Genomic DNA, 25,243 nt, shown 5'->3' with positions numbered 1-25,243 from the left:
TTTCTCAATATGTAACGCCGGCTCACGCCGACGCGACCTAATTAAACCTCTTCACACTTTAGCAAAATTTGTGACTCTGCCAACATTGGCAATCCTGGCAAAATATCTAGTGGGCGAATGAAATTGGGCTAGACTGCCCACATGAGCAACACAGAACTCGTCCTGCCAGCAGATCTCCTTCCCCACGACGGACGTTTTGGCTGCGGCCCCTCCAAGGTCCGCCCCGCCCAAATTGAGGCAATTACCGCCGGCGCCGACTCCATTATCGGCACGTCCCACCGCCAGCCGGCAGTCAAGGATCTGGTCGGCTCCATTCGTGAAGGCCTTTGCGATCTTTTCTCCCTGCCGGAAGGCTACGAGATCGTCCTTTCCCTCGGCGGTGCTACGGCATTCTGGGATGCAGCTACCTTCGGACTGATTGAGAACAAGTCCGCACATTTGAGCTTCGGCGAATTCTCCTCAAAGTTTGCCAAAGCCGCCGACAAAGCGCCCTGGCTCGACACTCCTCTCGTTACGGAGGCTGAGGTCGGCACTGCCCCTGACCCCGCGACTGCCGATGCCGACGGCGCGGATGTCATTGCGTGGGCACACAACGAGACGTCGACCGGCGCCATGGTGCCGGTGACCCGTCCCCACCCGGACAATACTGACCAACTCGTCGTTGTCGACGCCACCTCAGGCGCTGGCGGCCTGCCGGTTGATATGGCTGAAGCAGACGTGTACTACTTCTCCCCGCAGAAGTGCTTCGCTTCCGACGGAGGCCTATGGCTCGCGGCAATGTCCCCGGCGGCCATCGAACGCATTGAGAAGATCAACTCTTCAGATCGTTTCATCCCGGCTTTCCTCAACCTACAAACTGCGGTGGATAACTCCCGCAAGAACCAGACCTACAACACCCCGGCGGTGGCGACGCTGCTCATGCTGGACAACCAGGTCCAGTGGATGAACGCCAACGGCGGCCTCGACGGTATGGTGAAGCGCACCACGGACAACTCCACCATCCTCTACACTTGGGCCGAGTCCCGCGCGGAGACCACACCGTTCGTGACGGAGCCGTCCGCTCGTTCGCTCGTGGTCGGCACCATTGACTTCGATGAATCTGTCGATGCCGCTGCCGTAGCCAAGACCCTGCGCGCCAATGGCATTCTCGACGTCGAGCCCTACCGCAAGCTCGGCCGCAACCAGCTCCGGGTGGGCATGTTCCCGGCCATCGATGCCGAGGACATCACGAAGCTCACCAAGTCCATCGACTACGTGCTAGATAACCACTAGCCTTCGCTCACTACCTGTTGCTCCGCACAGCAACTTCTGCTGCAACGAATTGTTGAGACACTCAACATGCCCCGCGCTCTTGCCGGAGTTTGGGGCATGTTCTGGGTAAAGTGGACTTCATCACATGTCCGCTACCAGGCTAAGGAGCGCCACCATGCGCGAGATTTTCCTCGCACCCAGCGACTCAACTGACACCTCGCTCGTCCTCCGAGCAGAGGATGGCGAGGAGTTCTTCCTCGAAGTCACCGACGAGCTTCGTGAGCTGCTCGCGCCTGCCAGTTCCACCAGCGCTGTAGACTCCCCAGACCCCGCAGATGCCCCAGCGGATGGTGCAGCAGTCCAGGACACACAACAGACTGACGCCGGGACTGAGGTAGACGCTGCTGAGACGCAGGAACCCGCACAGGTGCACTCCACTGGCCTTCACACGGTCATGCCCTCTTCGTATAAGTCTCAGGAGGCAGAGGCCTCGTCCGCCTCGTCGCAGCCCATCAGTCTGCGCCCAAACGAGATTCAGGCACGCATTCGCGCGGGTGCCTCCGCTGCCGAGATTGCAGAAGAGCTCGGCGTCCCCGAATCACGTATCGAGCCTTTTGCCCATCCGGTGTTGCTGGAAAGGGCGCGGATTGCGGACGTCGCCAAGCAAGCCCACCCCATCCGCGAGGATGGACCGGCCAAGCTTACCTTGTGGGAAATCCTCGCCACGGCCTTCGCCGCACGCGGGCATTCCCTCTCTGAGTCCACGTGGGATGCGTACCGCCACCAGGGCGAACCCTGGATTCTGCGCATCACGTGGAAGGCCGGGCTGTCCTCTAATGAGGCGGAGTGGACCTTTAAGCAGACCATGACCTCCCCGGCTACCGTGGAGGCGCGCAACTCCGTGGCTGCGGACCTGACCGACCCTGATTTTGTGCAGCCGGTTCGCTCGCTGACCTCAGTAGGACGCGGCGAGCGCTACGACGAAGCCATCGACGGCCGTGAGCAGTTCGGAGAGCGTGAGGATATTGAGTCTGCTCGCGCCGGTGACCCGAGCGTGACGGATTTGTCTGTGTACTCCGGCAGCGCTTCCGATGCCGAGTCCGAGGATCACTATGCGGAGCCCTCGGTGCTCCCGTCGCCGCGTGGTGGCGAGGAACCAGCTGCGGATGCCGAGGATGATGCTTCACGCGGCACGAGCGAGAAGGATGCTCCAGCAGCGGCAGCAGAACCTGACGCCGCGCAGGACAAGGACTCCGCCGTGGACGAGGACTTTCTGCAGAATCCTGACCCGGAGCCAAAACCGACGAAGCGCCGCCGCAAGGCTGTCACCCCGCACTGGGAGGATGTTCTGCTCGGCGTTCGTGCCAACACGAAGCGCCCCCGCGAGTAAATTCAGGTAACACACCGTGGACACCCAAAGCGCCGTTCTCACTCTCTGGTACGTCACTGCGTCCGACCCCGCTGAGGTCCTGCGCAGTGAGCCTAAGGCCGACCGCGGCTTCGGCCGAAAATTTCTAGCACAGCTCAACCCGGCACTGCCCGTCACTCCTATTGGACAATTCCCACTGAACCGCTCCGCCGAGCCCGGCACGAGCGAGTTCTACATCGGCGGCTACCCCGGCGTGACCGTGGTGCAGACCATCATCCGTGATGACCAGCTCACCCTCTCGCAGCTCTCCCGGTCACTGCGCGAGACCGTACCGGCCCACGAAATCTATGCCTTTTCCTCAAACAAGGACACCGGCTACGCAGGATTTGCGCACTGGACGGGCGCGCGCCTGCGCCGCTCCCTATGTGGAACGCGCCTTAACTTGTATGAGGATCACGGCTTGCCGGAAACCTTCGAGGCGCCCTACTGGGCGGGTGAAAAGGATGAGCCGGTCGGCGGCATCGCGCTGCCCTTCGAGCCGCAGAGCATTACCGAAGCCGCCCAAGCCTACTGGCTCGGCATCGAGGTCGGCGCGGATGGCCCCGACGTGGACGTGGTGGGCTATGCCACCGACGGCCGCCCCGAGCCAAAAGTCGATACCCCTCCCCCACGGCGTAGCGTGGCCGAGGTGGCGACGACCTCCGTGGCTAAGCTCGGGCTCCATGACTATGACGACTACGAGGAGCACGACCTCGAGCCGGAATCCACCGGTGAGGAAATCGTGCGCACCGCCAAGCATTTAGGTGGGCTTGTGCGCCGCTACGCAGTCTCGACGTCCCGGGCCCTCTGGGAACGCTGGCGCTCGTAGAAAGCAATCGCCGCGGACGTTGCCACGTTGAGTGAATCCGTCCCCTCCGCCATGGGGATCCGGGCGCGCACGTCGGTGGCCTTCATCGCATGTTCGGTCAAGCCTGGGCCCTCCGCGCCGACAAGGAGTGCTACCTTCTCAGCGCCGTCCAGGGCCTCCGCAATGTGGACGGCGTCCGGGTGCGGCGTCAAGGAGACGAGCCTAAAGCCCTTGTCGCGCAGCTTGTCCAACCCGCGCTGCCAAGTGGTAAAGCCGCCCTCGAAGCGTGCCCAAGGAAGGCGCAGCACGTGCCCCATGGACACGCGCACCGAGCGGCGGTACAACGGGTCAGCAGCGCCGGAGCCGAGCAGAATACCGTCGACCTCCATTCCGGCTGCATTGCGGAACAGGGATCCGATATTTTCGTGGTCACCCACGCCCTCCATGATGGCGAGCGTGCGGGCGCCGTCGATGACCTCATCTACGCTCCACGCTTCAGCGCGGTCAGCGGCAGCCACTAGGCCGCGGTGCATATCGAAGCCGGTGACCTGCCCCAAGGTGTGGCGGGTGACCTGGTAGACAGGGATGTCACCTACATCATGTGATTCCAGGAAAGTATCGAGCTTGGCCTCAAAACCAATGATGCAGCGCACCGGAAAGCGCGAGGCCAGCAGGCGCTCCACGCACAAGGGGCCTTCACCAAAGACGAAACCCTCGCCGGACTTATCCGCATGTTTCAAGTCGCGGATATCGTCGAGGCGAGGGTCTGCAGGGTCATCGATGATAAAACGCATAGGCCCCAGTTTAGCGGTGGGTTCGCGTGAATCGGCCCTTAGGCCAGCGCTGCGGTAATCGGCCCCATGGCGAAGTAGACCACGAAGAGCGCAGCCACCAACCACATGATCCAGTGGACCTTCTTGGCCTTGCCGGCAAAGGTAGCCATGAGCGCATAAGCAATGAAGCCCACGCCGATACCGTTGGCAATGGAATAGGTAAAGGGCATGACCACGATGGTGAGGAAGGCCGGGATGGCCTCCTCCATACGGGTCCAGGCGATGTCCTTCAGCTGCGCGGCCATCATGACACCCACGATCACGAGCACCGGTGCGGCAGCCTCAATCGGCACAATTTCATAGAGCGGGGTGAGGAACATGGCCAGCAGGAAGATCACACCGGTGACGACGTTGGCCAGGCCAGTACGGGCACCATCGCCGATACCAGCAGCGGAATCCGCAAAGACCGTGTTGGAGGACACCGAACCGGCACCACCGGCTACGGCACCCACGCCTTCGACGACCAGCGCGGTCCTCATGTCCGGCAGGTTACCGTTCTCATCGACGAGGTTGGCCTGCTTACCCAGACCGTTCATGGTGCCCATGGCATCGAAGAAGTTGGTGAGCAGCAGGGTGAAGATCAGCAGCACGGTAGAGACCACGCCGAGCTTGGTGAACGCACCAATGGGATCGACCTGGCCCACGATCGACAGATCCGGAATGCCGCCGAGGGAGCTCGGGATTTCCGGCGTAGCCATGCCCCAGCCCTCACTACCCGTGAGAGCCTGGATGATCATGGCGATGATGGTGGTGATAACGATGCCAATGAAAAGGCCACCGCGCACCTGGCGGATGACGAAGAAACCGGAGAGAATCAGGCCCACGATGAAGACGAAGGCCGGCCAGGTGGAAATGGAGCCGTTAACGCCGAGGCCCACCGGAACGGTCGTCATCGCCGCATCCGGAACACGGGTGACAAAGTGGCCGTCCACGAATCCGATGAGCGCGATGAACATGCCGATACCGACACCCATCGCCGCCTTCATGGAGGCAGGGATGGCGTCAAAGACGGCCTGGCGGAAACCGGAGATAGCCAGCAGGACAATGATGATGCCTTCAATAACGACAAGGCCCATGGCCTCACGCCATTCCAGCCCATTGAGGGACACCATGGTCACGGCCACGAAGGTATTCATGCCCAGGCCCGCCGCCATGGCGAACGGGTAGCGCGCAATGACACCGAAGGCAATGGTCATCACACCGGCCACAAGAGCGGTAGCGGCAGCCACCCGGGGGATGCCAAGGGTAGTTCCGGCGGAGTCTTCCGAGGTGCCCAGGATGAGAGGGTTGAGGAGAATGATGTAGGCCATCGCAAAGAACGAGACCACACCGGCACGCACCTCGGTGCCGATAGTGGAGCCACGTTCCGTGACCTTGAAATAGCGATCGATAGCTGCGTTCATCGTGAGAGAGCGCCCCTTCTATCTAGAGAAATGAAGTTTTACCTGCTAAGGGTGCTCCACCCAGGCACTAAAACGCAAAACCCGCCCGCTACATCATCGCTGCGTGCGGGAGGTGACGAGCGCTTTAAAAGATTGGTTTCTCGTCGTCGAAGGGCCTTTCCTGCTCAGATCCCTCTTCACGGATGGTCGTACCCGAATGCGCGCCACATCCATAGGTGGCGTGTACCACTTTGCCGTCCGCAGAGTATTCATTGGCACACACGCCAAAATTGGGCAGAAGCTTCAAAAAGAAAGCGCAGGTTTTGCACTGCAGCTGTGCCTGTGCGGCCATCTCCGAGTTTGGCCCGTACTTCTTGCGCCAGCGTTCCTTAGCCTCCTTGAGACCGGTCTCAGAAAGCTCACCGTCATCGAGGCGGTCGTCGTCAAGCGCGGGCGGCATCAGATCACCGGGGCCAAGGTCACCTGGGCGCAGCCGCTCGGAATAGGGAACCCACTCCGGGGCCTGGAGGGCCTGGCCGCCAGGGACCAGTGCTACCTCGTTGACCGTCGGCGTGTGCGACCCTTCAGCGCAGGCGACAACAGCATGCCACTCCCAGCCGGGGTAGCCAGGAACGTGCGCCTCAAAGCGGTGAGTAGCCACGTTGCGGCCGACTCCGGCGACGCCGCGGTGCTTGCCGACGTCCCCCTCACCCACCTCTTCCACAGCCCGGCGCGCCAGGTCAACTGCGGCGGAATCGAGGAGCGGAGAATGCATCTTTTTCTTGCGAGTCACCCTCTCATTATTCATCACGGCCGTCACCATAGTGCACAATGACAGACATGGCCCTCTTTTCCCGCAACTGCGTACCCCGCCTTGCTGCCGCTGTACTCTCCTCCACGGCCCTTCTCGCACCACTTTCCTCTTGCTCTTCAAGCCCCGAAGGCGACGACACTGCGCCAAGTACGCATGCCATCTCCCAGGATGCTTCCGCGAGCGCGACTAAGGCCGAACGCCTAGGGCTAACCGTCCTCGACACCGTCCCGCTTCTCCCCCACACCTTTACCCAGGGTTTGGAAGTAGACCCTGACGGCAACCTACTCATCGGCACGGGTCTCTACGGCAAATCCAGGCTTCTGCGCGTGCGGCCGGGATCGCTCAACCCGTTGGAAGAGATTGCGCTTAACAACTCCCACTTCGGCGAAGGCATTACCCAAACCGATGCCGGTATTTGGCAGCTGACATGGAAAACCGGCACGGCCATACTGCGCGATTCCACCACGTTTGCTGAGCTCAACCGTGCCGACTATGACGGCGAAGGCTGGGGCCTGTGCAACGCCGGTTCCGAGCTCATCATGTCCGATGGTTCCGCCGAGTTACGCCACCTCCACCCTGAGACCTTCGCGGAACGCGGCCCCCGCACTACGGTCACCCTCGATGGTTCTCCCGTGGACAATCTCAATGAGCTCGAATGCGTTGACGAGCAGGTCTATGCCAATGTGTGGATGAGCGAGGACATCCTGCGCATCGATCCTGAGTCCGGCGAGGTCACCGCGGTAATCGACACCTCAGATCTCAATCACCGTCCCTATGACGACCCCAATGCTGTGCTCAACGGCATTGCCCATATCCCGGGGACCGACGAGTTTTGGATCACCGGCAAGCTCTGGGATGACTTGTACCGAGTGCGCTTCGAGTAGGATTCTCAGCCATGGCAACCGTGAAGCAAACAAGGAAAAAGTCACTGCTGCAGTTTCTGGCGCTCATTATCGCCGTGGCGGTGATCGTCGTGGCGGTAGTGCTATTCCAGAAATGGTGGAATGACCGCCCCGGCCCCGAGCCGCAGGACGTCACCATCACGGCCTCGGTGAGTGATGAGACCGTGGAGGTCTCGCCGTACAGCATCTGCGAGCCCGGAACCGAATGCCAGGAAGGCGAAGTTCCTAACCTCACGGTGGGGCCAGATGACACTCTCAAGCTGGAAATCCCCGAGGCCATTTACAACCACGAGTGGTCCGTACTCTCGATTTACGATGACCCAGCCGCCAATGACAGCACCTCTCACGGCGCCAACGACACCACCTCATTGGAGATCCCTGGCTCCGTCGACCCCATCGAGGCCTCCACGGGCGAGCGCCCACAGCTGATGGTGGTGGAGATTTCCACCCTCATGATTGGCCACGATGCCAACGGCGAGGAAACCCCGATGCACACCGTGTGGTCCCTCTCCACGATGACCGAGGAGGAGCTCAAGGAATCCAAGGCCACCGGTGATGCAGAGACACCCGCAGAAGCTCCTACAGACAAGTAGCCGCGCTGCAGCATTCCCTTCCGAACAAACAAAAGTGCCCTAACTGCCAAAAGTAGTACTGATCATTCAAAAATCAGCCAGACTTTCGTCAGTTAGGGCACTTTTCAAGACTTTAAGCCCTTAGCTATCCAAGTCCTTCGCGATAGCACGCAGAATCTCTGCCACTTGGCGGCCCGTCTTACGCTCTGGGTAGCGGCCCTGGCTTAAGACCGGCTGGACCTGGGTCTCGAGCAACGTCATGACGTCGGAAAGCATGCTCGACAGCTCCTCCGGCTTGCGGGCCGGAGTGCGGCGGCGCGGTGCGTCGAGCACCTTGACGCGCAGGGCCTGCGGGCCGCGGCGACCAGCGGCGAAGTCGAACTCGATGCGCTGGCCTTGGAATAGCTCATCAACGCCCTTTGGCAGCACGTTGCGGCCCACGTAGACGTCTTCATCGCCGGGGTTGCTCACAAAGCCGAACCCCTTGTCGGCGTCATACCACTTCACTTTGCCGATAGGCATGGTTCTTCACTCACTTTCTTTCCGTCTCTCCTCTATAGAAGTTTAAGCGCTGCCGGGGGCACGTAGCCCATGAGCGTTCAACTTCCGGGGTGAGGAGGCGCGGCGAAGCTCGGTTGAGGTTTGTCAGGCCGCGCACAGGAACTGTCCGGTGGAACTAATAAAGAGACTCATTCTAACCCTTAGCGCCCCCACCGAAGAAACCCACGTTAGGTATCGACCCAACCACCACACCCGTTACATGTGTGACATACCTAACATTAAGTGCGCGAGCTGGGGAAACAGGCTTATATCACGGCTCTTGTTACCGTTTTGAGTCATTTAACGTGACTGATTCGTTATAAACCGCTACTGTTTCCCTCAGGCACTTCGGCCGCCGGCCGTGGAAGTCTCGCCCCAGACACAGTCCGGGCTTCCACACAGCGGCCAACGATGATGTGCATGAAAATGAACATCTTTCACATAAACATTTGCCGGACTGGGCATCATCTGGGCGCGAGAAAGCAAGAGACAACCTAGAGAAGGAATACTTTAATGGGACGCCACTCCGCTAAGAACAAGTCCATCGCTACCAAGTTCGCCGCTTCCACCGTTGCAGTGGGCGCCGCCGCAGCCATCATGGCTCCGAACGCTGCCGCTGCCCCGGATTCTGACTGGGACCGCCTCGCACAGTGCGAGTCCGGCGGCAACTGGGCCATCAACACCGGCAACGGCTACCACGGCGGCCTGCAGTTCAACGCTCAGACCTGGCAGGCATACGGCGGCGGCGAGTTCGCTCCGACCGCTAACCTGGCCACCCGCGAGCAGCAGATCGCTGTTGCTGAGCGCACCCTGGCACAGCAGGGCTGGGGCGCATGGCCGGCGTGCTCCGCAAGCCTGGGCCTGAACTCCGCTCCGACCCCGCGCAACGTCAGCGCTGCTCCGGCACCGGCCGCAACCCCGGCTCCGGCTAAGGAAGAGACCGCACCGAAGGCTCCGGCTGACGCACCGGAGGTCGTGAAGGAAGCTGCCGAGGAGCAGCCGACCGACGAGCTGGCCGTTGACGCCCTCTACACCCTGGTTGAGGACACCGCTACCCAGTACGGCCTGACCATCCCGGCATCCTTCACCGAGCAGTACAAGGCTAACCGCCACGACTACGATGCGTTCTACTCCGCAAATCGCCACGTCATCGACCCGCTGGCACAGTTCCTGAGCATCATCGCCGCCGCCCAGGAGTCCTAAAAAGACTTAGCGCTCACAACAGCGCAGACACTGAAGGGGGCCGACCGGACACTATCCGGTCGGCCCCCTTTCGTGTTCCTTTGTCTATTCAGCCACCTCTGCAACCACAGGCTTCGACTTGGAACGGTCAAAGACCAACAGCACCAGTCCGACCACAATCCACAGTGCGAGTACCCACCATGCGCTGCCGCTTCCCTGGCCATCAAAGAAGGACAGTGATCGAACGAGGAAGCCGGTTGCGCCAATCGGCATCCACTGCCCCAGCGTCGACCACCCTGCCGGCAAGAGCCACGGTCCTGTGGCCAGACCGGAGAGAGGGTTAGACAGGAAGATGGTCAGGATCGCTCCGATACCAATACCCGCGGCACCGATGAGGCCTGCAAGCCCTGCGGTAAACAGGGACGTTGCAAGAATACCCGATGCAATGGCCGCCCACTCAGCAACAAAGCTGCCGCCCAGAGTTCCATAAACCGAGTGCAGCATCCACGTGGCGACGAGCGCACCCAGCACTGCAATGCCACACAGGACTCCCAGCTTTGTCCACTTCTTGCCACGGAACCCAAAGGTCGCAATCACAGCGGAAATGACACCACCAAATGCCAACGGCAGTCCAAGCAGCGCAATTCCGCTGGTTTGCGGGTCATCAGTAGTCGTGGGCGCGATATCTTCCTTTTCCACGGACATACCTTGGACCTCAAGCTGGCTCGCAATGCCGTCGATAAGCGCTACATAGGGGGCACCATTTCCGGAGGCCGTAAACGCCTTCGCCCCCTCTGGCGCAAGGACCAATCCTCCCACAGCCTCACGATTGAGAACCGCATCACGTACTTCTTCTTCGCCGTGCTTGACGACGATTTCCGGGGCGTCCTCACCTGCCCCTTCTTCAATTTTCTGCACAATGCTGTCCTGCATGGGTTCCGGCGCAGACAGCGCAATTGGAACGCCTGCGGGCCCCGAAGCGAAGGTTGGCGCTAGGAATGCCCACAGCATAAGACCAATGACAATGGGAATTCCAACGATCGCTGCAATCGACTTCGCAACAGCAGACGGCTTTTTCTTTTCCTGAGGTATCGCGTTTGGCATTCTCCACCCTCCAAAATGGATCACAGTGTTTCACTTACAAAGTGGAGCATAGTGTTCCATTTGCTATGATGCAATTTGTGAGACAAGATGCAACAGAAAACAAGCAAGCCATTGTTGCCGCAATGCGGCAACTGCTCATTAGCGAAGGACCAGGCATGTCCATGCACGCAATCGCCAAGAAGGCCGGCGTGGGCGTCGCCACAGTCTCACGCCACTTCCCCGAACGGATTTCCCTCATTGACGCTGTCAGTAGCGCCGAAGTAGCACGAATCAAGGAAGAAATTGACAGCCACCTACAGAGCTTTGACGAAAACCCAGAGGGCACGTGGCGCGACACCATTCATCGCATCGCCAACCTTAACTTCGCCGCGGTTGTTCAGGCAGCGGCAGCCGAGGTGAATGCGGCCACGTTCTCAGACGAAGACGTGCAGAAGATCGTCACCCATCGCACCACAGAACTTGAGTCGATTTACCAGTCCATTCTCGAGCCCGCTCAACGCGCACAACTCTGCCCCGAGTCGCTCACCCCACTCGAACTCCACATCGGCATCGGCCTCATCACCCGCCCACTGCCCGGCGCGCCGATAGACGCAGGGTACTTTTCGAAGCTCCAGGTCAGCCTTATCGATACGTTGCTCGACGGTTTTAAGGCCCAAGCCCGTGCTGTTTAGGTGCGGCACAATCGCTTTCGCCGCACACTTTCAGTACAAACACGTATAGCCCCACCGAGGAGAACATTCTCGGAGGGGCTTACTAGGCCGCGTAAAGCGCGGCCACATCATATGCCGGGGTGCGTAGCACCCGCGCGCCCGCTTAGCGGTTAATGCGGGTGTACGGATGAACGTAGTTCAGCTTCTCTGCCGGCATCGGCAGAATCAGATCGTCACCAAACGGGCTGGATGCGCCAGCAAACGGTGCGGAGATCTCAGTAATGGCGTGCTCGCGGGGGCTGTTCTTAGGCCAAGCCGGGGAAATGTGGCCCTTGTTCTCGTTCGACATGCCTCTCATTATTCCAAACCCCGCGGCAAAATGTAACTCAACGGGACAACGAGTGCCCCACCCCTCCCCCATAAAGAAATGACTCTCGTTGCAACGCCTTCATCGGCCCCCGAAACCAAGCCCCGACCGTGACACCGTAAGCGTTGAACTGCTTGATCGCTCGAATCAGCCTCCGCCCCACGGCGTTGAGATGCATATATCTACGCCTTGAAACCCATGCGCTGTCGAACAAGCTGGCAGAGCAATGCAAGTACAGCTACGGCCGAGGCGGAACCACACAGAACAGTCGGCGCCGCATGCGCAGCGACTAACAGTGAACCGATGGTCGCCCCCAGCGCCGAGCCCAGGTAGTTGGCCGAAGCATTCGCAGCCACAGCCGTAGCACCATCGGTAGGATTCGCCTGAAGCAGCACATGCTGCTGAGGCGCGAGAGACGCCCAACCACACAACCCCCAAGTGAACAAACTAACCACCAGTATTCCTGGAATCTCACTTTGGGTCATACCGGCCAGCGCACATGCAAGGGCAGCGAGGATGACAGCACTCAAGCGAAGGGGGTCATACCTGTCCACGAGTCTCCCGATTCCTAATGCCCCAACCGCCCCGCCGAGCCCCCACACCCAAATCGCCATGTTCTGGTGCGATGCGAGACTTCCCGCGGAAAGTACGACAGCCAGGTAGGTGTAGAGACCCAGAGAAGCGACGCCTGTCAGTAGAGTCACGGTGACTGTAAGTAGTTTTTTTGGACGCGTTATGGACCGCAGCCGTTCAGCGGGGGCTGAGGCTGGAATTGCTGGCAATTCCCCGCCACGCAGCGCGATGCCTGCCAGCGCTGCACCACCGATGACCACGATCAACAACATCGCGGCGCGCCAGCCGCATCGCTGCGCCAGCGCCAAACCGACAGGGACTCCGAACACGGTACCGACCGCCAATCCGGCAAGCACCAGCGCCACAGCGCGCCCTCGACGTTTCTGCCCCACTAGTTCGGCGGCGACTGCAGACGACAGCGGCGAGTAAACACCTGCTGCTGCGCCAGCCACCACACGAGCGACCAGAAAGAACCCCACTGTCGGCGAAAGCGCCGTAGCCAAGTTCGCCACAGTAAATACCAGCAAGGAAGCGAGAAGGCTGCTCCGTGACTTCTGCCCAGCTCGTCCTGCCAGTAAGGGCCCCACGATCGCGTAGGAGCCCGTGAAAGCCGCAACACCCAGTCCGACCGTGGCTTCCTTAGCATCAAGAGATTCTGCAATGAAAGGCAGGAGACCCGCTACAACGTATGCATCCAGGCCGAGCGCTACGCTACCTAGCACAAATGGCCATAGCCGATGCATCATGGATTATCCACCCCGCAATCTGCGTTGGCGATCGCCGTTGCAAGCACTCCCGGAAATAGCTGGTCCAGGTCTTCTCGCCGCAACCGGATCAAACACGCGCGACCCGCACTCCGAGTCCACGTCACCCCTGCCTCCCGCAACATGCGTGTGTGATACGTCAGCGTCGACCGGGGCAGATCGTCCGCCAGCTCCAGACTGTCATGTTCCTCTCCGTCTGCCAGCCGTCGGATCATTTCCAGCCGCGTCGGGTCACTCAAGGCGGCAAACACCCCAACCAAAGTGATTTCGTCGGTACTCGGATGGCGGTAAACGCGAGGTGACATCAAGCCTCCAGAGATTGTGCAGCAATTCTTGCACAATAACCGTACAAGAATTACTGCACAATCACAATGGCCTGCTAGCGCCTCAATCAACGTCCACATCGGTGCAGTGCTCTCCGGAGCCTCAGACCGGTCCCGTCTTGCCGTTCATCGAAGCACTAAGCTTGGGGTCCATCATGACCTCGCCTAAGAACCGTGCCCGCATCACCGAGAGCTACCGTGAATGGCTCAGCCAGCTGCCCGAGGAGGACCTGCGGGCGCTGTTGGCGCGCCGCAGCGATGTGGTGGCACCGACGCCGGAGAATTTCGATACATTGGCCACCCGTCTAACGCTGCCCATGTACGTGGTGGATGCGCTGTCCGCGAGCAACGCAGAACAGCTCGCGGCCTTGGAGGACATTGCACAACGCGGCGGCGAGGTGGGCATGGTGGAGGACACCAATCCGATTGTCACGCAGCAGCTCAAAGAGCTCGGGCTGGTCTTCGGCAATGCCCCGCAGGTACGCATCGTCACCGCAGTGATGGGCTCACTTCCCACCGGCTGGTCGCTGCTCAACCAAGAAAGCTTCGAGGCAGAGGACATTGAAGCACTCAGCAAGGACGAGCGCCGCGTCCTCGATGCCTTAGCCTCAGGCGATGGCGTGGGATACACCACTGACACTGAGCCGGATATCAACTCTGATGACCCCGCCAAGCGGCTTTTAGCCAAGGGCTTTCTTGAGCGCATCAATGCGCACTCAATGCGCCTTCCGCGCGCGCTTGCCCGTGCACTGGCAGGAGACGCCACCCCGCCCATTCCCACCACGCCCTCCGGCCGCGCGGGCACTCCGGAGTCGAATCCCAAGGCAGATGAGGCCGGGGCAGCCGCGGGCCTGGAGGTCGTGCGCAGTATGGAGCAGCTCATCGAGATTCTCGGAGCACATCCGGTGTCCCTCCTCAAGGACTCCTCCGTAGGCGTGCGCTCGCTTACCCAGCTGGCGAAGGAGCTGGACCTAGATAAAGAGGACGTCGCGCAGCTTATCGGCTTGGGCTATCACACGCGGCTGCTCTACCGCGGCGAGCCAGACGGCCTCGAGGGTCATTTTCTGGCCCCCACCACCGGCTCCCAGGAGTGGCTCGAGGCTGACCTTGGGGAGAAGTGGCGCATTCTGCTGGAGGCCTGGCGCGATTCACCTTGGGCGAGCTGGGAAGGCACCCGCGCGCTGGAGGAGGATACCCAGGTGCGCCGCCTCCGCCATTTCCGAAAGTTCATCCTCGACGTCTATGCGCACTCTGCCGTCGCACTCACCGAGGAGGAATTCTGGGAAGACCTGCGTTTCCGCTCCCCGCTTTTTGCCAGCCATACCCGCAACCGCACCATTGAGAAGCTGCGCGCCGAGGCCGAATGGATTGGTGCGGTCGCTCTGGGCAAGGCTACGCAGGTGCTTCTCGACGCCTCCACCGCCACCCACCTCGTCCCCGATACCGTCTCCGAGTTCATCATCCAGCAAGACCTCACCGTCCTCGTGCCGGGGCCGCTAGAACCCGCCACGCACCGCACGTTGGCCTCGTTGGCGGACCTCGAATCACCAGGTCTGGCCAGCGTGTACCGCATCAGCGAATCCACCATTCGCCGCGGCATGGACCATGGACTTACCGCAGAAGAAATAACGGACTTCCTTAAGAAACATTCGCCTACGGGCGTGCCACAGGCGCTTCAGTTCGCCATCGGGGACGTCGCCAAGCGCCACGGCACACTCCGCAGCGGACCTGCACTGTCCTACTTGCGCAGTGAGGACCCTGCGCTGCTCGAGCTCGCCGTTGCCTCAGTTCCGGGGCTGCGCCTGCTCGCGCCCACCGTGGCGGTCTCGCAGCTGCGCGTCGGTGAGCTGCTGGAGAAGCTCCGCAACAAGGGCCTTTCTCCCTCCCCAGAGGATGAATCCGGCGCCTCGCTTACTGCTGCCCCGGAGCCCTACCTTCTGCCCACGCCGCGCAAGAAGGCACGCGCACATGAACCGTTCTCGGTGGACCAGGCCGTGCAGGCGTTGAAAAAGTCCGCGCAGAGCCCTGCCTCAAAGAACAAGGAAGAACCGGATCCCCTCACACTGGCCCGTGCGGCCGCGCGCTTCCACGCTGATATCGTGATTTCCTATGCCGATAAGAGCGGCAGCATCCGTACCGTCACGGTGAAGCCTCTGTCCGTCGAAGGCGGTTACATCGATGCCCTCGGGGCCGAGGGCAAGCCCGTGCGATTCCCAGTGCACCGCATTTCCACCGTCCGCTTCGCCAGCGACGAATAGCAACAGACCAGAAAGGACTCGTTCCCACACCATGTCCGGACCGCTCATTGTTCAGTCGGATAAGACAGTCCTGCTGGAAGTCGATCACCCACAGGCCAACCAGGCCCGCGCGGCGCTCGCCCCGTTTGCCGAACTCGAGCGCGCACCAGAGCACATCCATACCTACCGGATTACCCCGCTGGCCTTGTGGAATGCGCGCGCGGCCGGCCACGATGCGGAGCAGGTAGTCGATGTCCTGGAGAGTTACTCGCGATTCCCCGTACCGCAGGCGCTGCTTATCGACGTCGCCGAGACCATGTCGCGCTACGGCCGCGTCCGGCTGCTTGCCCACCCGGCCCACGGCCTCATCCTCGAATCAGACGAGCCCGCCATTCTGGAAGAGCTCACGCGCCACAAGAAGGTGGGCGAACTTCTGGGCCAACGCATCGATGACAACTCCATCGCCGTGCCGCCCTCTGCGCGCGGGCGGTTAAAACAAGAGCTTCTCAAAGCCAAGTGGCCGGCGGATGACCGCGCAGGCTACGTCGATGGCGAATCCCATCCCATGAGCCTCAGCACCGACAAGGTTCAGTGGCAACTCCGCGATTATCAGCAGTACGCGGCCGAGTCCTTCTGGGCCGGCGGCTCCGGCATCGTGGTTCTGCCGTGCGGTGCGGGCAAAACCATCGTGGGCGCAGCCGCCATGGCCAAGGCCCAAGCCACCACCCTCATCCTCGTCACCAACACCGTGGCTGGGCGCCAGTGGCGCGATGAGCTACTGAGCCGTACCAGTCTCACCCCGAATGAGATCGGTGAGTATTCCGGCGAGAAGAAAGAAATCAAACCTATTACCATCGCCACCTACCAGGTGGTTACCCGCAAGACCAAAGGCGAATACCGAGCACTCGAGCTCTTCGATTCCCATGACTGGGGCCTCATTATCTACGACGAAGTCCACCTGCTCCCGGCCCCGGTCTTCCGCATGACGTCCGACCTCCAGTCACGCCGCCGCCTAGGTTTGACCGCTACCCTCGTGCGCGAGGACGGCCGCGAAGGTGATGTCTTTTCCCTCATCGGACCCAAACGCTATGACGCGCCGTGGAAGGAATTGGAATCCGCCGGCTTTATCGCCACCGCAGACTGCGTTGAGGTGCGCGTGGACATGACGCAGGAAGAGCGCATGCTCTATGCCACAGCAGAGTCGCGGGATAGGTACAGAATTGCGGCGTCGGCAAGCGCGAAGCTCCACACCGTGGACACACTGCTCAAGAAACATGAAGGCCAACAGGCACTCATCATCGGCGCCTACGTGGACCAGCTCGAGGAACTAGGCCAGCACCTGGACGCACCCGTCATCGATGGCAAGACCTCGACCGCCAAACGTGAAAAACTCTTCCAACAGTTCCGCGAAGGCGAACTCACCACGCTCGTCGTCTCCAAAGTGGCGAACTTTTCCATCGATCTGCCCGAAGCCGCCCTCGCCATCCAGGTCTCCGGTACCTTTGGCTCCCGCCAGGAGGAGGCCCAACGCCTCGGCCGCCTGTTGCGCCCTAAAAAAGACGGCCAGGAAGCGACGTTTTACACACTCGTGGCCCGTGAATCACTCGATGCGGAGTACGCCATGCACCGCCAGCGCTTTTTGGCGGAGCAAGGCTATGCCTATCGGCTGGTGGACGCAGTAGACTTGTGACCTAATGAAGATCTTCAAGTTTGATGTCCACGAGGACTTTGCCAAGCAAAACAACGAGCTCCTGCGTGATTCCTCACGCCTGCGCAATTCCGGTCTCATCATGGGGCTGCTGCTCATCGTCGGCGGCATTGCGCTCTACTTCGGTATCGACGCCACCTGGCGCATCACTGTGGGCCTGGGCATGGTGCTCTTTGGTATTTTCTGCGCCGTTATTGGTGTGCTGGCCTCCCACCAGGTGGGCTCGGCGCAAAAGCTCTACGACTCCTACCCTCTCGCCCCCGCGGTGGTAGCGGAGGTCAATGAGCGCGATATGGTGCTTCTCGCCTTGGTAAACACCAACGTGGACCCCAAGCTCCCACCGCGCTGGGGCGCCTGTCTGCGCACCGTCAGCAACATTCCCGGCATCAAGCGCACGGTTGGCACGAAGGTGCCGGTTGCGGCCGTCTCTGGTCAGCGTAGCTCCAGCGACAAGGAACACTGGCAGCAGATTACTCCGATGCCCATTGCGTGGGGCACCCCGGACGCGGAGACCGTGACGATTGCCCGCAAATCCATTCCGGAGGATCAGTGGCAGCGCCTCGAGCGCGCCCGTAAGCGTCTAACCGATGTGAAAGCTACAAAGTACGATCTTCTGGTGCTCTAAATGACAGTTCACAGGCTGCAAGAATTCGGCGAGACTATCTTCGCCACCATGACCGCACTTGCCGTGGAGAATGACGCGGTGAATTTGGGCCAGGGTTTCCCCGATAGTGATGGCCCGCAGCGCATGCTGGAGATTGCCCAGGAGAACATCGCCCGCGGCAATAATCAGTACGCTCCCCTGCGCGGAGTACCGGAGCTTGTCTCTGCCATCGCGGAGACCTACTCCGTACCTCAGGACCACGTCGTGATCACCGCAGGAGCTACCGAAGCCATCACCGCCACGGTGCTCGGCTTGGTGGAACCGGGCCAAGAGGTCATCGTCCTCGAGCCTTACTACGATGCCTACATCGCCGCCGTTGCGCTTGCCGACGCCACCCGCATCCCCGTCCCCTTGAAAGAATCCGGCAACAGCTGGGACATCGACGTTGCTGCGGTACGCGCCGCGGTGACTGATAAAACTGCCATGGTCATCATCAATACCCCGCACAACCCGACCGGATCGGTCTTTTCCCGCGAAGCACTCACCGAGCTCGCCGAGCTCTGCGTGGAGAAGGACCTCATCGTCTTGGCCGATGAAGTCTACGAAAACCTCACCTTCGGCAACGCCGAGCACGTTAGCATTGCCTCCCTGCCGGGGATGGCCTCTCGCACCGTTACGGTGTCTTCTGCGGCCAAATCCTTCAACTGCACTGGATGGAAGACCGGCTGGGCCATTGCGGAGCCCGCGCTTCTCGACGGCGTCATCAAAGCCAAGCAGTTCACCACCTTCGTCTCCACCACGCCCTTTCAGCCGGCTGTGGCCCATGCTCTACGTTATGAACAAGAGTGGCTGGACGGCATGGTGGATGAGCTTGCAGAGTGCCACAGCATCCTCGTGGAAGGCCTCAAGCAGCTTGGTTTCCACGTACATGACACCGGCGGCACCTACTACGTGGTTGCCGATATTTCCTCCACCGGCATGACCGGCGTGGACTTTTGCATGCAGCTACCAGAAACCAAGGGCGTCGCCGCCATCCCGCTCGCCGCCTTCACCGACAATCCTGAGCCGTGGAAGAACAAAGTGCGCTTCGCCTTTTGCAAGCGCCCCGAGGTCATCCGCGAAGCAGTCCGGCGTCTCACGAACGATACGCCCAGTGCCTAAGCACTGCGGCTGTTTTGTCATTCCTTCAGAGAAGCGTCCAATGACTGTGACGAAGTATCCCAGGACTCTGCCCGCGTAGGACCGATTCAGTCCGGCAGCGATAACTCCCGTCAACGGAACGGGCCTGGCCTTTGTTTAGTGGGCACTTGGTATCCAGCCTGGTCCCCTTTGCGGGCTTTCGCTGTGCTTCTATCTGGCCAGACGTGGAAGTGCAGACCTGCTGGTGGTGGTGTGCCGGGGCTTTTGGGTGGGTGTTGCGCTAGCTCGCATTTGGTTCAATCATTTCACCAAGTGCTGCTGCCCAAAACCTGGGGAATCTTACCCCCTTGCCCGCATCAACAATTGACTTAGACGCTGAAATTCGCGTAGACACCAGTGATGTCACAGATGAGGACATCATGAATGTTCAAGACGAGATCAAGGTGATGAACGAGTCCGCCGACCCGTACGGTTACTTCGCATCCCTGTCAGCTAATGAACAACGCGCAATCATTGCTGCAGTTGAACGTGCCAGGGTCACTGACATCAATCCTCAGGTAGCGCCTTTTGCGACCGCCCAGTCGGACCCCTACCGGATATATATCCAGGGCCTTGAAATGCTGTCCTGCATCGCGCTGGTCAATGTAGTATCATGCGGCATCGCCAATCAGGCAGCCACAACCGCGAGTATGGAAGCGCAGAACCGGTTTCCTGGCGCCACATCACTCTGCAATGGAAAGGGCGATGCTTTTCGGCACTGCTCGTGGAATGCCCTGATGACGATGAGAATCGGTGCAGATGCAGCTGAACGCATTGCTACTAACCACGAAACTGTCGCTCAGGGGCCAGCGGATGAGACCAGCATGGACCTGTATAACAATGCCCAAGGTCGATTTCTTGGATTTGCTTTCGCAAGTAGTGGCGACGAAGCTTCTGCTCTGAACCAGTGCGCCCTCTGGGCTAACATTGGACTGCTATCTACACTTTCCTAGGGTAGGCACGAGAAGGCGGTTATGTTAATGAGACGCATGATGGCACGGATAGGGTTCACTAGTATTGTCTCCCTATCACTCTCCTCTTGTAGTTTTGATGACCCATTGGCTTCTCATCTCGCGTCCCTAGGACGATCGGGACATGCATTCCCCGTTACTGAGTCCATCACACTGGAGGAACTCTACGGACCAGAGTGGACTGAGTTTTCGCTCGTGTGCCCATACACTCCGTATCAAACAGTCAAAGAAACACTTATGGCTGATGATCCCCCTGTTCCAGAACACGGCTTCTCCGATCACGAAAACTTCCTCTTTCTTAGAGGAAAGGGCGACAGCGAACAATGGGTGAGGTTCTCTCGACAGGCTCTCGATCTGTGTTCTCCATCAAGTCCGTCTTCTTTAATCATGGAGTCAACGACAGTTGCTCTCAGTTTTTCTCTGGATAATCCGGGTAGTGCTTGGATTCTAACCGGCTTGAACAAGTAGTTATATGGGCTCGCTGCTCCTGGGCAGTATCGGGAACACTCAGATTGGGGTCAGCGTGCATGCGACGACCGATGCAGCATCCTGTTTAATAAAGCACTTATAGAAAATATTTTCTAGTGATTGCGCATGCGCGTCCACCACTAAGGAAAGACTGGTACCCATGAAACCAATCAATGATCTACTCGCTACTCACGGTGTGCCTGTTTATGATCCTGACGATGCAACCTTAAGTAGTGGCGAGCACGCCCAGGCGATCATCGTCGCGGCTTTGAACGAGCAGTGGGATCGTCTTGACGGTGGCCAGCAACGGAGCATCGTGAAGGGCCTGGCCCCCGGAAAGTAGACACGTCGGGGGTTAGCTATGCTGCTCGGGTCATTGTAGCTGATTGGAGTGCTTCGAAGTCACCGGTCGCTGGACTCACACCTGAACTCATGCCAGCGTGCGCAAGGCCTACAACAGTCTCAACCACCTTTGGCGCAGCAACCTGCTGTTTGTCTACCTCAACCCACCCGATGGAGTCCTTGACGCACACCGGATCAAGGCCACCACCAACAGCCTTGAAGGCGGAATCAACTCCCAGCTGAAACTACTAGCACGCACACACCGCGCAAGACGCGGAGAACACCAACGACGAATGCTGGAGTGGTGGCTGTATCTAAAAAACAGAACTGCCCGACGACCCCGTAGAAATCGCCAGACAGTCCAAATGGGGCCAGGACCAACTCGCCAAAGTACAAACCCTGACCCACAACGAGAACCAAGCCGACCACGAAACAGGACGACCAGCCCTCTACGACAACGCTATCGACACCAACTACACCCATTCAATCGGCGTCCGAAAAGGCCAAATCTAGCCCCAGCGACACGCCGAACCAAACACACATTTTGACCCTTAACCCGATGATGCTGGTGAAAACAAAAAAGAAAGGGGTCCTAGACATGGTGTTGTCTAGGACCCCTTGTTGTGTATTGAGTTGTTTGTTGTTGTTTGGTGTCGGCGGTTTCTTACTCTCCCACAACCTCCCGGTTGCAGTACCATCAGCGTTAGCAGGCTTAGCTTCCGGGTTCGGAATGGGTCCGGGCGTTTCCCTGCTGCTATAGGCCACCGACAAACACTTAGAGCATACTCTGGTTGCTGGTGTTGTGTCAGATACTGTGTAGTGGACGCGAGCGACAGTGATTTTTGTTTTGGTGTTTGTTTGTTCTCCAATACCCTGGTTGGGTTTGGTGTGTTTGTTTTGGTCTATTAGTACCAGTAGCCTTCACACCTTGCGGTGCGTCCAGGTCTGGCCTATCAACCCCATCGTCTGTAGGGGACCTCAAATGAAACCTCATCTTAAAACAGGCTTCCCGCTTAGATGCTTTCAGCGGTTATCCCTTCCGTACGTAGCCAACCAGCGATGCTCCTGGCGGAACAACTGGCACACTAGAGGTACGTCCGTCCCGGTCCTCTCGTACTAGGGACAGCCTTCTTCAAGTTTCAACGCGCGCGGCGGATAGAGACCGAACTGTCTCACGACGTTCTGAACCCAGCTCGCGTGCCGCTTTAATGGGCGAACAGCCCAACCCTTGGGACCTACTCCAGCCCCAGGATGCGACGAGCCGACATCGAGGTGCCAAACCATCCCGTCGATATGGACTCTTGGGGAAGATCAGCCTGTTATCCCCGGGGTACCTTTTATCCGTTGAGCGACACCACATCCACAAGTAGGTGCCGGATCACTAGTCCCGACTTTCGTCCCTGTTCGACATGTCTGTCTCACAGTCAAGCTCCCTTGTGCACTTACACTCGATACCTGATTGCCAACCAGGCTGAGGGAACCTTTGGGCGCCTCCGTTACATTTTGGGAGGCAACCGCCCCAGTTAAACTACCCACCAGGCACTGTCCCCAACCCAGATCATGGGCCAAGGTTAGATATCCAATCCGATCAGAGTGGTATTTCAACAACGACTCCACGCGTGCTGGCGCACGCACTTCATAGTCTCCCACCTATCCTACACAAACCGAACCGAACACCAATACCAAGCTATAGTGAAGGTCCCGGGGTCTTTTCGTCCTGCCGCGCGTAACGAGCATCTTTACTCGTAGTGCAATTTCACCGGGCCTGTGGTTGAGACAGCAGAGAAGTCGTTACGCCATTCGTGCAGGTCGGAACTTACCCGACAAGGAATTTCGCTACCTTAGGATGGTTATAGTTACCACCGCCGTTTACTGGGGCTTAAATTCTCAGCTTCGCCAACAAACGTTGACTAACCGGTCCTCTTAACCTTCCAGCACCGGGCAGGCGTCAGTCCATATACATCAACTTCACGTCTTCGCATGGACCTGTGTTTTTGATAAACAGTCGCTTCCCTCTATTCTCTGCGACCCCACAACCCACCACCAACGCAAAGGTTGGTTTAAGTCGTGTGGTCCCCCTTCTTCCGAAGTTACGGGGGCATTTTGCCGAGTTCCTTAACCACAGTTCACCCGAACGCCTTAGTATTTTCAACCTGACCACCTGTGTCGGTTTAGGGTACGGGCCATACATCCACATCGCTAGAGGCTTTTCTCGACAGTACTAGATCACCAACTTCACCCAATCGGGCTACGCATCACGCCTCAGGTTAAACGGTGTGCGGATTTGCCTACACACCACCTCACACGCTTACACCAACAATCCACTAAGCGGCATGGCTACTACACTGTGTCACCCCATTGCTTGAACCACACTTCAGGCCCCACGACATCAACAACCACCCCACTCAAAGAGTGGGCTAATCGTATCCGCGGTGGTTAGTATCAGTGCTTTATCATGGGCGCGGACATACGGGTACCAGAATATCAACTGGTTGTCCATCGACTACGCCTGTCGGCCTCGCCTTAGGTCCCGACTCACCCTGGGAAGACGAACTTGACCCAGGAACCCTTAGTCATCCGGCGGGAAGGATTCTCACCTTCCAATTCGTTACTCATGCCTGCATTCTCACTCGCACACACTCCACGCCTCCTTACGGTAACGCTTCCACACATGCACGACGCTCCCCTACCCAATACAAAGTATTGCCGCGGCTTCGGCGGTGTGCTTGAGCCCCACTACATTGTCGGCGCAGGACCACTCGACCAGTGAGCTATTACGCACTCTTTCAAGGATGGCTGCTTCTAAGCCAACCTCCTGGCTGTCTTCGCGATCCCACATCCTTTTCCACTTAGCACACCCTTAGGGGCCTTAACCGGCGATCTGGGCTGTTTCCCTCTCGACTATGAAGCTTATCCCCCACAGTCTCACTGCCGCACAACACAATTGATGGCATTCGGAGTTTGGCTGACATTGCTAAGATTGTAGTCCCGCTCAACCAACCAGTAGCTCTACCTCCACCAAGCTCATGCGACGCTGCACCTAAATGCATTTCGGGGAGAACCAGCTATCACGGAGTTTGATTGGCCTTTCACCCCTACCCACAGCTCATCCCCGCAGTTTTCAACCTACGTGGGTTCGCGCCTCCACAACCTCTTACAATTGCTTCACACTGGCCATGGGTAGATCACCCCGCTTCGGGTCCAGGACATGCCACTAAACACCCCATTAGGATTCGGTTTCCCTACGGCTACCCCACACGGGTTAACCTCGCGACATGCCGCTGACTCGCAGGCTCATTCTTCAAAAGGCACGCCATCACACTATAAAAAGTGCTCTGACGGATTGTAAGCACATGGTTTCAGGAACTATTTCACTCCCCTCCCGGGGTACTTTTCACCATTCCCTCACGGTACTAAATACACTATCGGTCACACTAAGTATTTAGGCTTACCGGGTGGTCCCGGCAGATTCACAGCAGATTCCACGAGCCCGCTGCTACTCGGGCAACCCAACAACCTGTGCATTGAAGCCTTCAACTACGGGACTATCACCCTCTACGGTCGGCGTTTCCACACCACTTCACCTAACAACAACACACAAGCAAACCAGTGGTAGCTGATTCACATTGGGGCCCACAACACCGCACACACAACCCCTACCAAGTATCACATGCACACGGTTTAGCCTCATCCACGTTCGTTCGCCACTACTAGCAGAATCATATTTTATTTTCTCCTCCTACGGGTACTGAGATGTTTCACTTCCCCGCGTAAACCCCCACAACAGCTATGAATTCACTGAAGGGTAACACCCCATAACAGGTGCCAGGTTTCCCCATTCGGACATCCTCGGATCAACGCTTTATTGACAACTCCCCGAGGCTTAACGCAGCCTTACACGTCCTTCATCGGCTCAGCATGCCAAGGCATCCACCATGCGCCCTAAATAACGAACACACAACCAACACACAACACAACAAACGCTGCCTGCATGCCGGCGTGAACTACACAAAACACAAAAGAACAGAAATCACACAAACCACACACCCACCACCATCAACCAACCAAAAGGCCAGTCGACAAGATGGTGATCACAGCATGCGGTTTAATGCTCGCGTCCACTATACAGTTCTCACACAACACCCCACACCAAGCCAACAACCATGCATATCGCATCACAACTGCCAAGCCACGTGTGGGTTGATAACCAGGGGATAATGCCCCAGACACCCAACAATGCACCAAGTACCTCAATAAGATT

General features: G+C 58.9%; 21 protein-coding genes, 2 rRNA genes and 1 pseudogene. 14 read left to right on the top strand and 10 right to left on the bottom strand.

Going from position 1 to position 25,243, the window contains the following annotated elements:
* Window positions 1–141 precede the first annotated feature (141 nt).
* The 3 genes from serC to I6J26_RS09830 all read left to right on the top strand — a co-directional run bounded on the left by serC (window position 142) and on the right by I6J26_RS09830 (window position 3,488).
* Window positions 142–1,272, top strand: a complete 1,131-nt coding sequence (gene serC, locus I6J26_RS09840; protein ID WP_115021439.1) for a phosphoserine transaminase — start codon at window positions 142–144, stop codon at window positions 1,270–1,272.
* A 154-nt stretch (window positions 1,273–1,426) separates the two neighbouring features.
* Entirely contained in the window at window positions 1,427–2,641 is a 1,215-nt protein-coding gene (sepH, locus tag I6J26_RS09835; RefSeq protein ID WP_115021438.1) for a septation protein SepH, read from the top strand.
* A 16-nt stretch (window positions 2,642–2,657) separates the two neighbouring features.
* The gene (locus I6J26_RS09830; RefSeq protein WP_115021437.1) at window positions 2,658–3,488 is read left to right on the top strand and encodes a DUF6928 family protein; all 831 of its coding nucleotides are present in this window, start codon (window positions 2,658–2,660) and stop codon (window positions 3,486–3,488) included.
* On the opposite strand, the gene I6J26_RS09825 is transcribed toward I6J26_RS09830, so the two are convergent.
* From I6J26_RS09825 to I6J26_RS09815, 3 genes are all read right to left on the bottom strand, one after another.
* Window positions 3,440–4,261 carry a TrmH family RNA methyltransferase gene (locus I6J26_RS09825; RefSeq protein WP_115021436.1) on the bottom strand — a complete coding sequence of 274 codons (822 nt, stop codon included), beginning with the start codon at window positions 4,259–4,261 and terminating at the stop codon, window positions 3,440–3,442. The genes I6J26_RS09830 and I6J26_RS09825 overlap by 49 nt on opposite strands.
* A 38-nt stretch (window positions 4,262–4,299) precedes the next feature.
* Window positions 4,300–5,703, bottom strand: coding sequence for an NCS2 family permease (locus I6J26_RS09820; protein ID WP_115021435.1), 1,404 nt, complete (start codon window positions 5,701–5,703; stop codon window positions 4,300–4,302).
* A gap of 124 nt (window positions 5,704–5,827) precedes the next feature.
* Complete coding sequence (locus tag I6J26_RS09815) at window positions 5,828–6,457, bottom strand: DUF3027 domain-containing protein (RefSeq protein ID WP_239121872.1); 630 nt, start codon at window positions 6,455–6,457, stop codon at window positions 5,828–5,830.
* A 56-nt stretch (window positions 6,458–6,513) separates the two neighbouring features.
* On the opposite strand from I6J26_RS09815, the gene I6J26_RS09810 reads away from it, so the two are divergent.
* Both I6J26_RS09810 and I6J26_RS09805 read left to right on the top strand, forming a co-directional pair.
* Complete coding sequence (locus I6J26_RS09810; RefSeq protein WP_395858294.1) at window positions 6,514–7,380, top strand: glutaminyl-peptide cyclotransferase; 867 nt, start codon at window positions 6,514–6,516, stop codon at window positions 7,378–7,380.
* An 11-nt stretch (window positions 7,381–7,391) separates the two neighbouring features.
* On the top strand, window positions 7,392–7,991 hold the full coding sequence (locus I6J26_RS09805) for a DUF2771 domain-containing protein (RefSeq protein ID WP_115021432.1): 600 nt from the start codon (window positions 7,392–7,394) through the stop codon (window positions 7,989–7,991).
* Between the two features lie 120 nt (window positions 7,992–8,111).
* On the opposite strand, the gene I6J26_RS09800 is transcribed toward I6J26_RS09805, so the two are convergent.
* Window positions 8,112–8,492: a cold-shock protein gene (locus I6J26_RS09800; protein ID WP_039674441.1), complete on the bottom strand. Its 381-nt coding sequence runs from the start codon at window positions 8,490–8,492 to the stop codon at window positions 8,112–8,114.
* A 531-nt stretch (window positions 8,493–9,023) separates the two neighbouring features.
* On the opposite strand from I6J26_RS09800, the gene I6J26_RS09795 reads away from it, so the two are divergent.
* The gene (locus tag I6J26_RS09795) at window positions 9,024–9,713 is read left to right on the top strand and encodes a resuscitation-promoting factor Rpf1 domain-containing protein (RefSeq protein ID WP_115021431.1); all 690 of its coding nucleotides are present in this window, start codon (window positions 9,024–9,026) and stop codon (window positions 9,711–9,713) included.
* Window positions 9,714–9,797: 84 nt separating this feature from the next.
* Here I6J26_RS09795 and I6J26_RS09790 read toward each other — a convergent pair whose 3' ends face one another.
* On the bottom strand, window positions 9,798–10,796 hold the full coding sequence (locus I6J26_RS09790) for an ABC transporter permease (protein WP_115021430.1): 999 nt from the start codon (window positions 10,794–10,796) through the stop codon (window positions 9,798–9,800).
* A 65-nt stretch (window positions 10,797–10,861) separates the two neighbouring features.
* Between I6J26_RS09790 and I6J26_RS09785 the strand changes: the two genes are divergently transcribed.
* Window positions 10,862–11,467: a TetR/AcrR family transcriptional regulator gene (locus I6J26_RS09785; RefSeq protein WP_115021429.1), complete on the top strand. Its 606-nt coding sequence runs from the start codon at window positions 10,862–10,864 to the stop codon at window positions 11,465–11,467.
* Window positions 11,468–11,609: 142 nt separating this feature from the next.
* On the opposite strand, the gene I6J26_RS09780 is transcribed toward I6J26_RS09785, so the two are convergent.
* The 3 genes from I6J26_RS09780 to I6J26_RS09770 all read right to left on the bottom strand — a co-directional run bounded on the left by I6J26_RS09780 (window position 11,610) and on the right by I6J26_RS09770 (window position 13,455).
* Window positions 11,610–11,795, bottom strand: a complete 186-nt coding sequence (locus I6J26_RS09780; protein ID WP_042529958.1) for a hypothetical protein — start codon at window positions 11,793–11,795, stop codon at window positions 11,610–11,612.
* Between the two features lie 200 nt (window positions 11,796–11,995).
* Window positions 11,996–13,108, bottom strand: a complete 1,113-nt coding sequence (locus tag I6J26_RS09775; RefSeq protein ID WP_239121763.1) for an MFS transporter — start codon at window positions 13,106–13,108, stop codon at window positions 11,996–11,998.
* A 20-nt stretch (window positions 13,109–13,128) separates the two neighbouring features.
* On the bottom strand, window positions 13,129–13,455 hold the full coding sequence (locus I6J26_RS09770; protein WP_115021427.1) for an ArsR/SmtB family transcription factor: 327 nt from the start codon (window positions 13,453–13,455) through the stop codon (window positions 13,129–13,131).
* 173 nt (window positions 13,456–13,628) lie between these two features.
* Here I6J26_RS09770 and I6J26_RS09765 point away from each other — a divergent pair, with 173 nt between their 5' ends.
* From I6J26_RS09765 to I6J26_RS09735, 7 genes and pseudogenes are all read left to right on the top strand, one after another.
* Window positions 13,629–15,731 carry a helicase-associated domain-containing protein gene (locus tag I6J26_RS09765; RefSeq protein WP_115021426.1) on the top strand — a complete coding sequence of 701 codons (2,103 nt, stop codon included), beginning with the start codon at window positions 13,629–13,631 and terminating at the stop codon, window positions 15,729–15,731.
* 31 nt (window positions 15,732–15,762) lie between these two features.
* Window positions 15,763–17,400, top strand: a complete 1,638-nt coding sequence (locus I6J26_RS09760) for a DNA repair helicase XPB (RefSeq protein WP_115021425.1) — start codon at window positions 15,763–15,765, stop codon at window positions 17,398–17,400.
* A gap of 4 nt (window positions 17,401–17,404) precedes the next feature.
* Window positions 17,405–18,043: a DUF3239 domain-containing protein gene (locus I6J26_RS09755; protein ID WP_115021424.1), complete on the top strand. Its 639-nt coding sequence runs from the start codon at window positions 17,405–17,407 to the stop codon at window positions 18,041–18,043.
* Entirely contained in the window at window positions 18,044–19,183 is a 1,140-nt protein-coding gene (locus tag I6J26_RS09750; protein ID WP_115021423.1) for an aminotransferase class I/II-fold pyridoxal phosphate-dependent enzyme, read from the top strand.
* A gap of 326 nt (window positions 19,184–19,509) precedes the next feature.
* On the top strand, window positions 19,510–20,154 hold the full coding sequence (locus I6J26_RS12935) for a DUF6973 domain-containing protein (RefSeq protein WP_239121762.1): 645 nt from the start codon (window positions 19,510–19,512) through the stop codon (window positions 20,152–20,154).
* A 646-nt stretch (window positions 20,155–20,800) separates the two neighbouring features.
* Entirely contained in the window at window positions 20,801–20,983 is a 183-nt protein-coding gene (locus I6J26_RS09740; protein WP_115021422.1) for an antitoxin, read from the top strand.
* A gap of 85 nt (window positions 20,984–21,068) precedes the next feature.
* Window positions 21,069–21,495 (top strand): annotated as a pseudogene (locus I6J26_RS09735) (IS1249 family transposase); the annotation flags it as partial.
* Between the two features lie 138 nt (window positions 21,496–21,633).
* Here the strand turns inward: I6J26_RS09735 and rrf are convergent.
* Window positions 21,634–21,751: ribosomal RNA gene (gene rrf, locus I6J26_RS09730) — 5S ribosomal RNA — on the bottom strand.
* 117 nt (window positions 21,752–21,868) lie between these two features.
* Window positions 21,869–24,939, bottom strand: a 23S ribosomal RNA gene (locus I6J26_RS09725).
* Window positions 24,940–25,243: the final 304 nt, after the last annotated feature.

Origin of the sequence: Corynebacterium minutissimum, from assembly GCF_016889765.1 — a bacterium.
In the GTDB taxonomy this organism is placed as follows: Bacteria; Actinomycetota; Actinomycetes; order Mycobacteriales; family Mycobacteriaceae; genus Corynebacterium; species Corynebacterium minutissimum_B.
This window is presented reverse-complemented; position numbering and strand designations above follow the sequence as displayed.

Excerpts from the sequence above, each read along its gene's own strand:
- serC (WP_115021439.1), top strand. The coding sequence starts at position 142 with ATGAGCAACACAGAACTCGTCCTGCCAGCAGATCTCCTTCCCCACGAC.
- sepH (WP_115021438.1), top strand. The coding sequence starts at position 1,427 with ATGCGCGAGATTTTCCTCGCACCCAGCGACTCAACTGACACCTCGCTC.
- I6J26_RS09825 (WP_115021436.1), bottom strand. The coding sequence starts at position 4,261 with ATGCGTTTTATCATCGATGACCCTGCAGACCCTCGCCTCGACGATATC.
- I6J26_RS09820 (WP_115021435.1), bottom strand. The coding sequence starts at position 5,703 with ATGAACGCAGCTATCGATCGCTATTTCAAGGTCACGGAACGTGGCTCC.
- I6J26_RS09815 (WP_239121872.1), bottom strand. The coding sequence starts at position 6,457 with ATGCATTCTCCGCTCCTCGATTCCGCCGCAGTTGACCTGGCGCGCCGG.
- I6J26_RS09810 (WP_395858294.1), top strand. The coding sequence starts at position 6,514 with ATGACAGACATGGCCCTCTTTTCCCGCAACTGCGTACCCCGCCTTGCT.
- I6J26_RS09805 (WP_115021432.1), top strand. The coding sequence starts at position 7,392 with ATGGCAACCGTGAAGCAAACAAGGAAAAAGTCACTGCTGCAGTTTCTG.
- I6J26_RS09800 (WP_039674441.1), bottom strand. The coding sequence starts at position 8,492 with ATGCCTATCGGCAAAGTGAAGTGGTATGACGCCGACAAGGGGTTCGGC.
- I6J26_RS09795 (WP_115021431.1), top strand. The coding sequence starts at position 9,024 with ATGGGACGCCACTCCGCTAAGAACAAGTCCATCGCTACCAAGTTCGCC.
- I6J26_RS09790 (WP_115021430.1), bottom strand. The coding sequence starts at position 10,796 with ATGCCAAACGCGATACCTCAGGAAAAGAAAAAGCCGTCTGCTGTTGCG.
- I6J26_RS09785 (WP_115021429.1), top strand. The coding sequence starts at position 10,862 with ATGATGCAATTTGTGAGACAAGATGCAACAGAAAACAAGCAAGCCATT.
- I6J26_RS09780 (WP_042529958.1), bottom strand. The coding sequence starts at position 11,795 with ATGTCGAACGAGAACAAGGGCCACATTTCCCCGGCTTGGCCTAAGAAC.
- I6J26_RS09770 (WP_115021427.1), bottom strand. The coding sequence starts at position 13,455 with ATGTCACCTCGCGTTTACCGCCATCCGAGTACCGACGAAATCACTTTG.
- I6J26_RS09765 (WP_115021426.1), top strand. The coding sequence starts at position 13,629 with ATGACCTCGCCTAAGAACCGTGCCCGCATCACCGAGAGCTACCGTGAA.
- I6J26_RS09760 (WP_115021425.1), top strand. The coding sequence starts at position 15,763 with ATGTCCGGACCGCTCATTGTTCAGTCGGATAAGACAGTCCTGCTGGAA.
- I6J26_RS09755 (WP_115021424.1), top strand. The coding sequence starts at position 17,405 with ATGAAGATCTTCAAGTTTGATGTCCACGAGGACTTTGCCAAGCAAAAC.
- I6J26_RS09750 (WP_115021423.1), top strand. The coding sequence starts at position 18,044 with ATGACAGTTCACAGGCTGCAAGAATTCGGCGAGACTATCTTCGCCACC.
- I6J26_RS09740 (WP_115021422.1), top strand. The coding sequence starts at position 20,801 with ATGAAACCAATCAATGATCTACTCGCTACTCACGGTGTGCCTGTTTAT.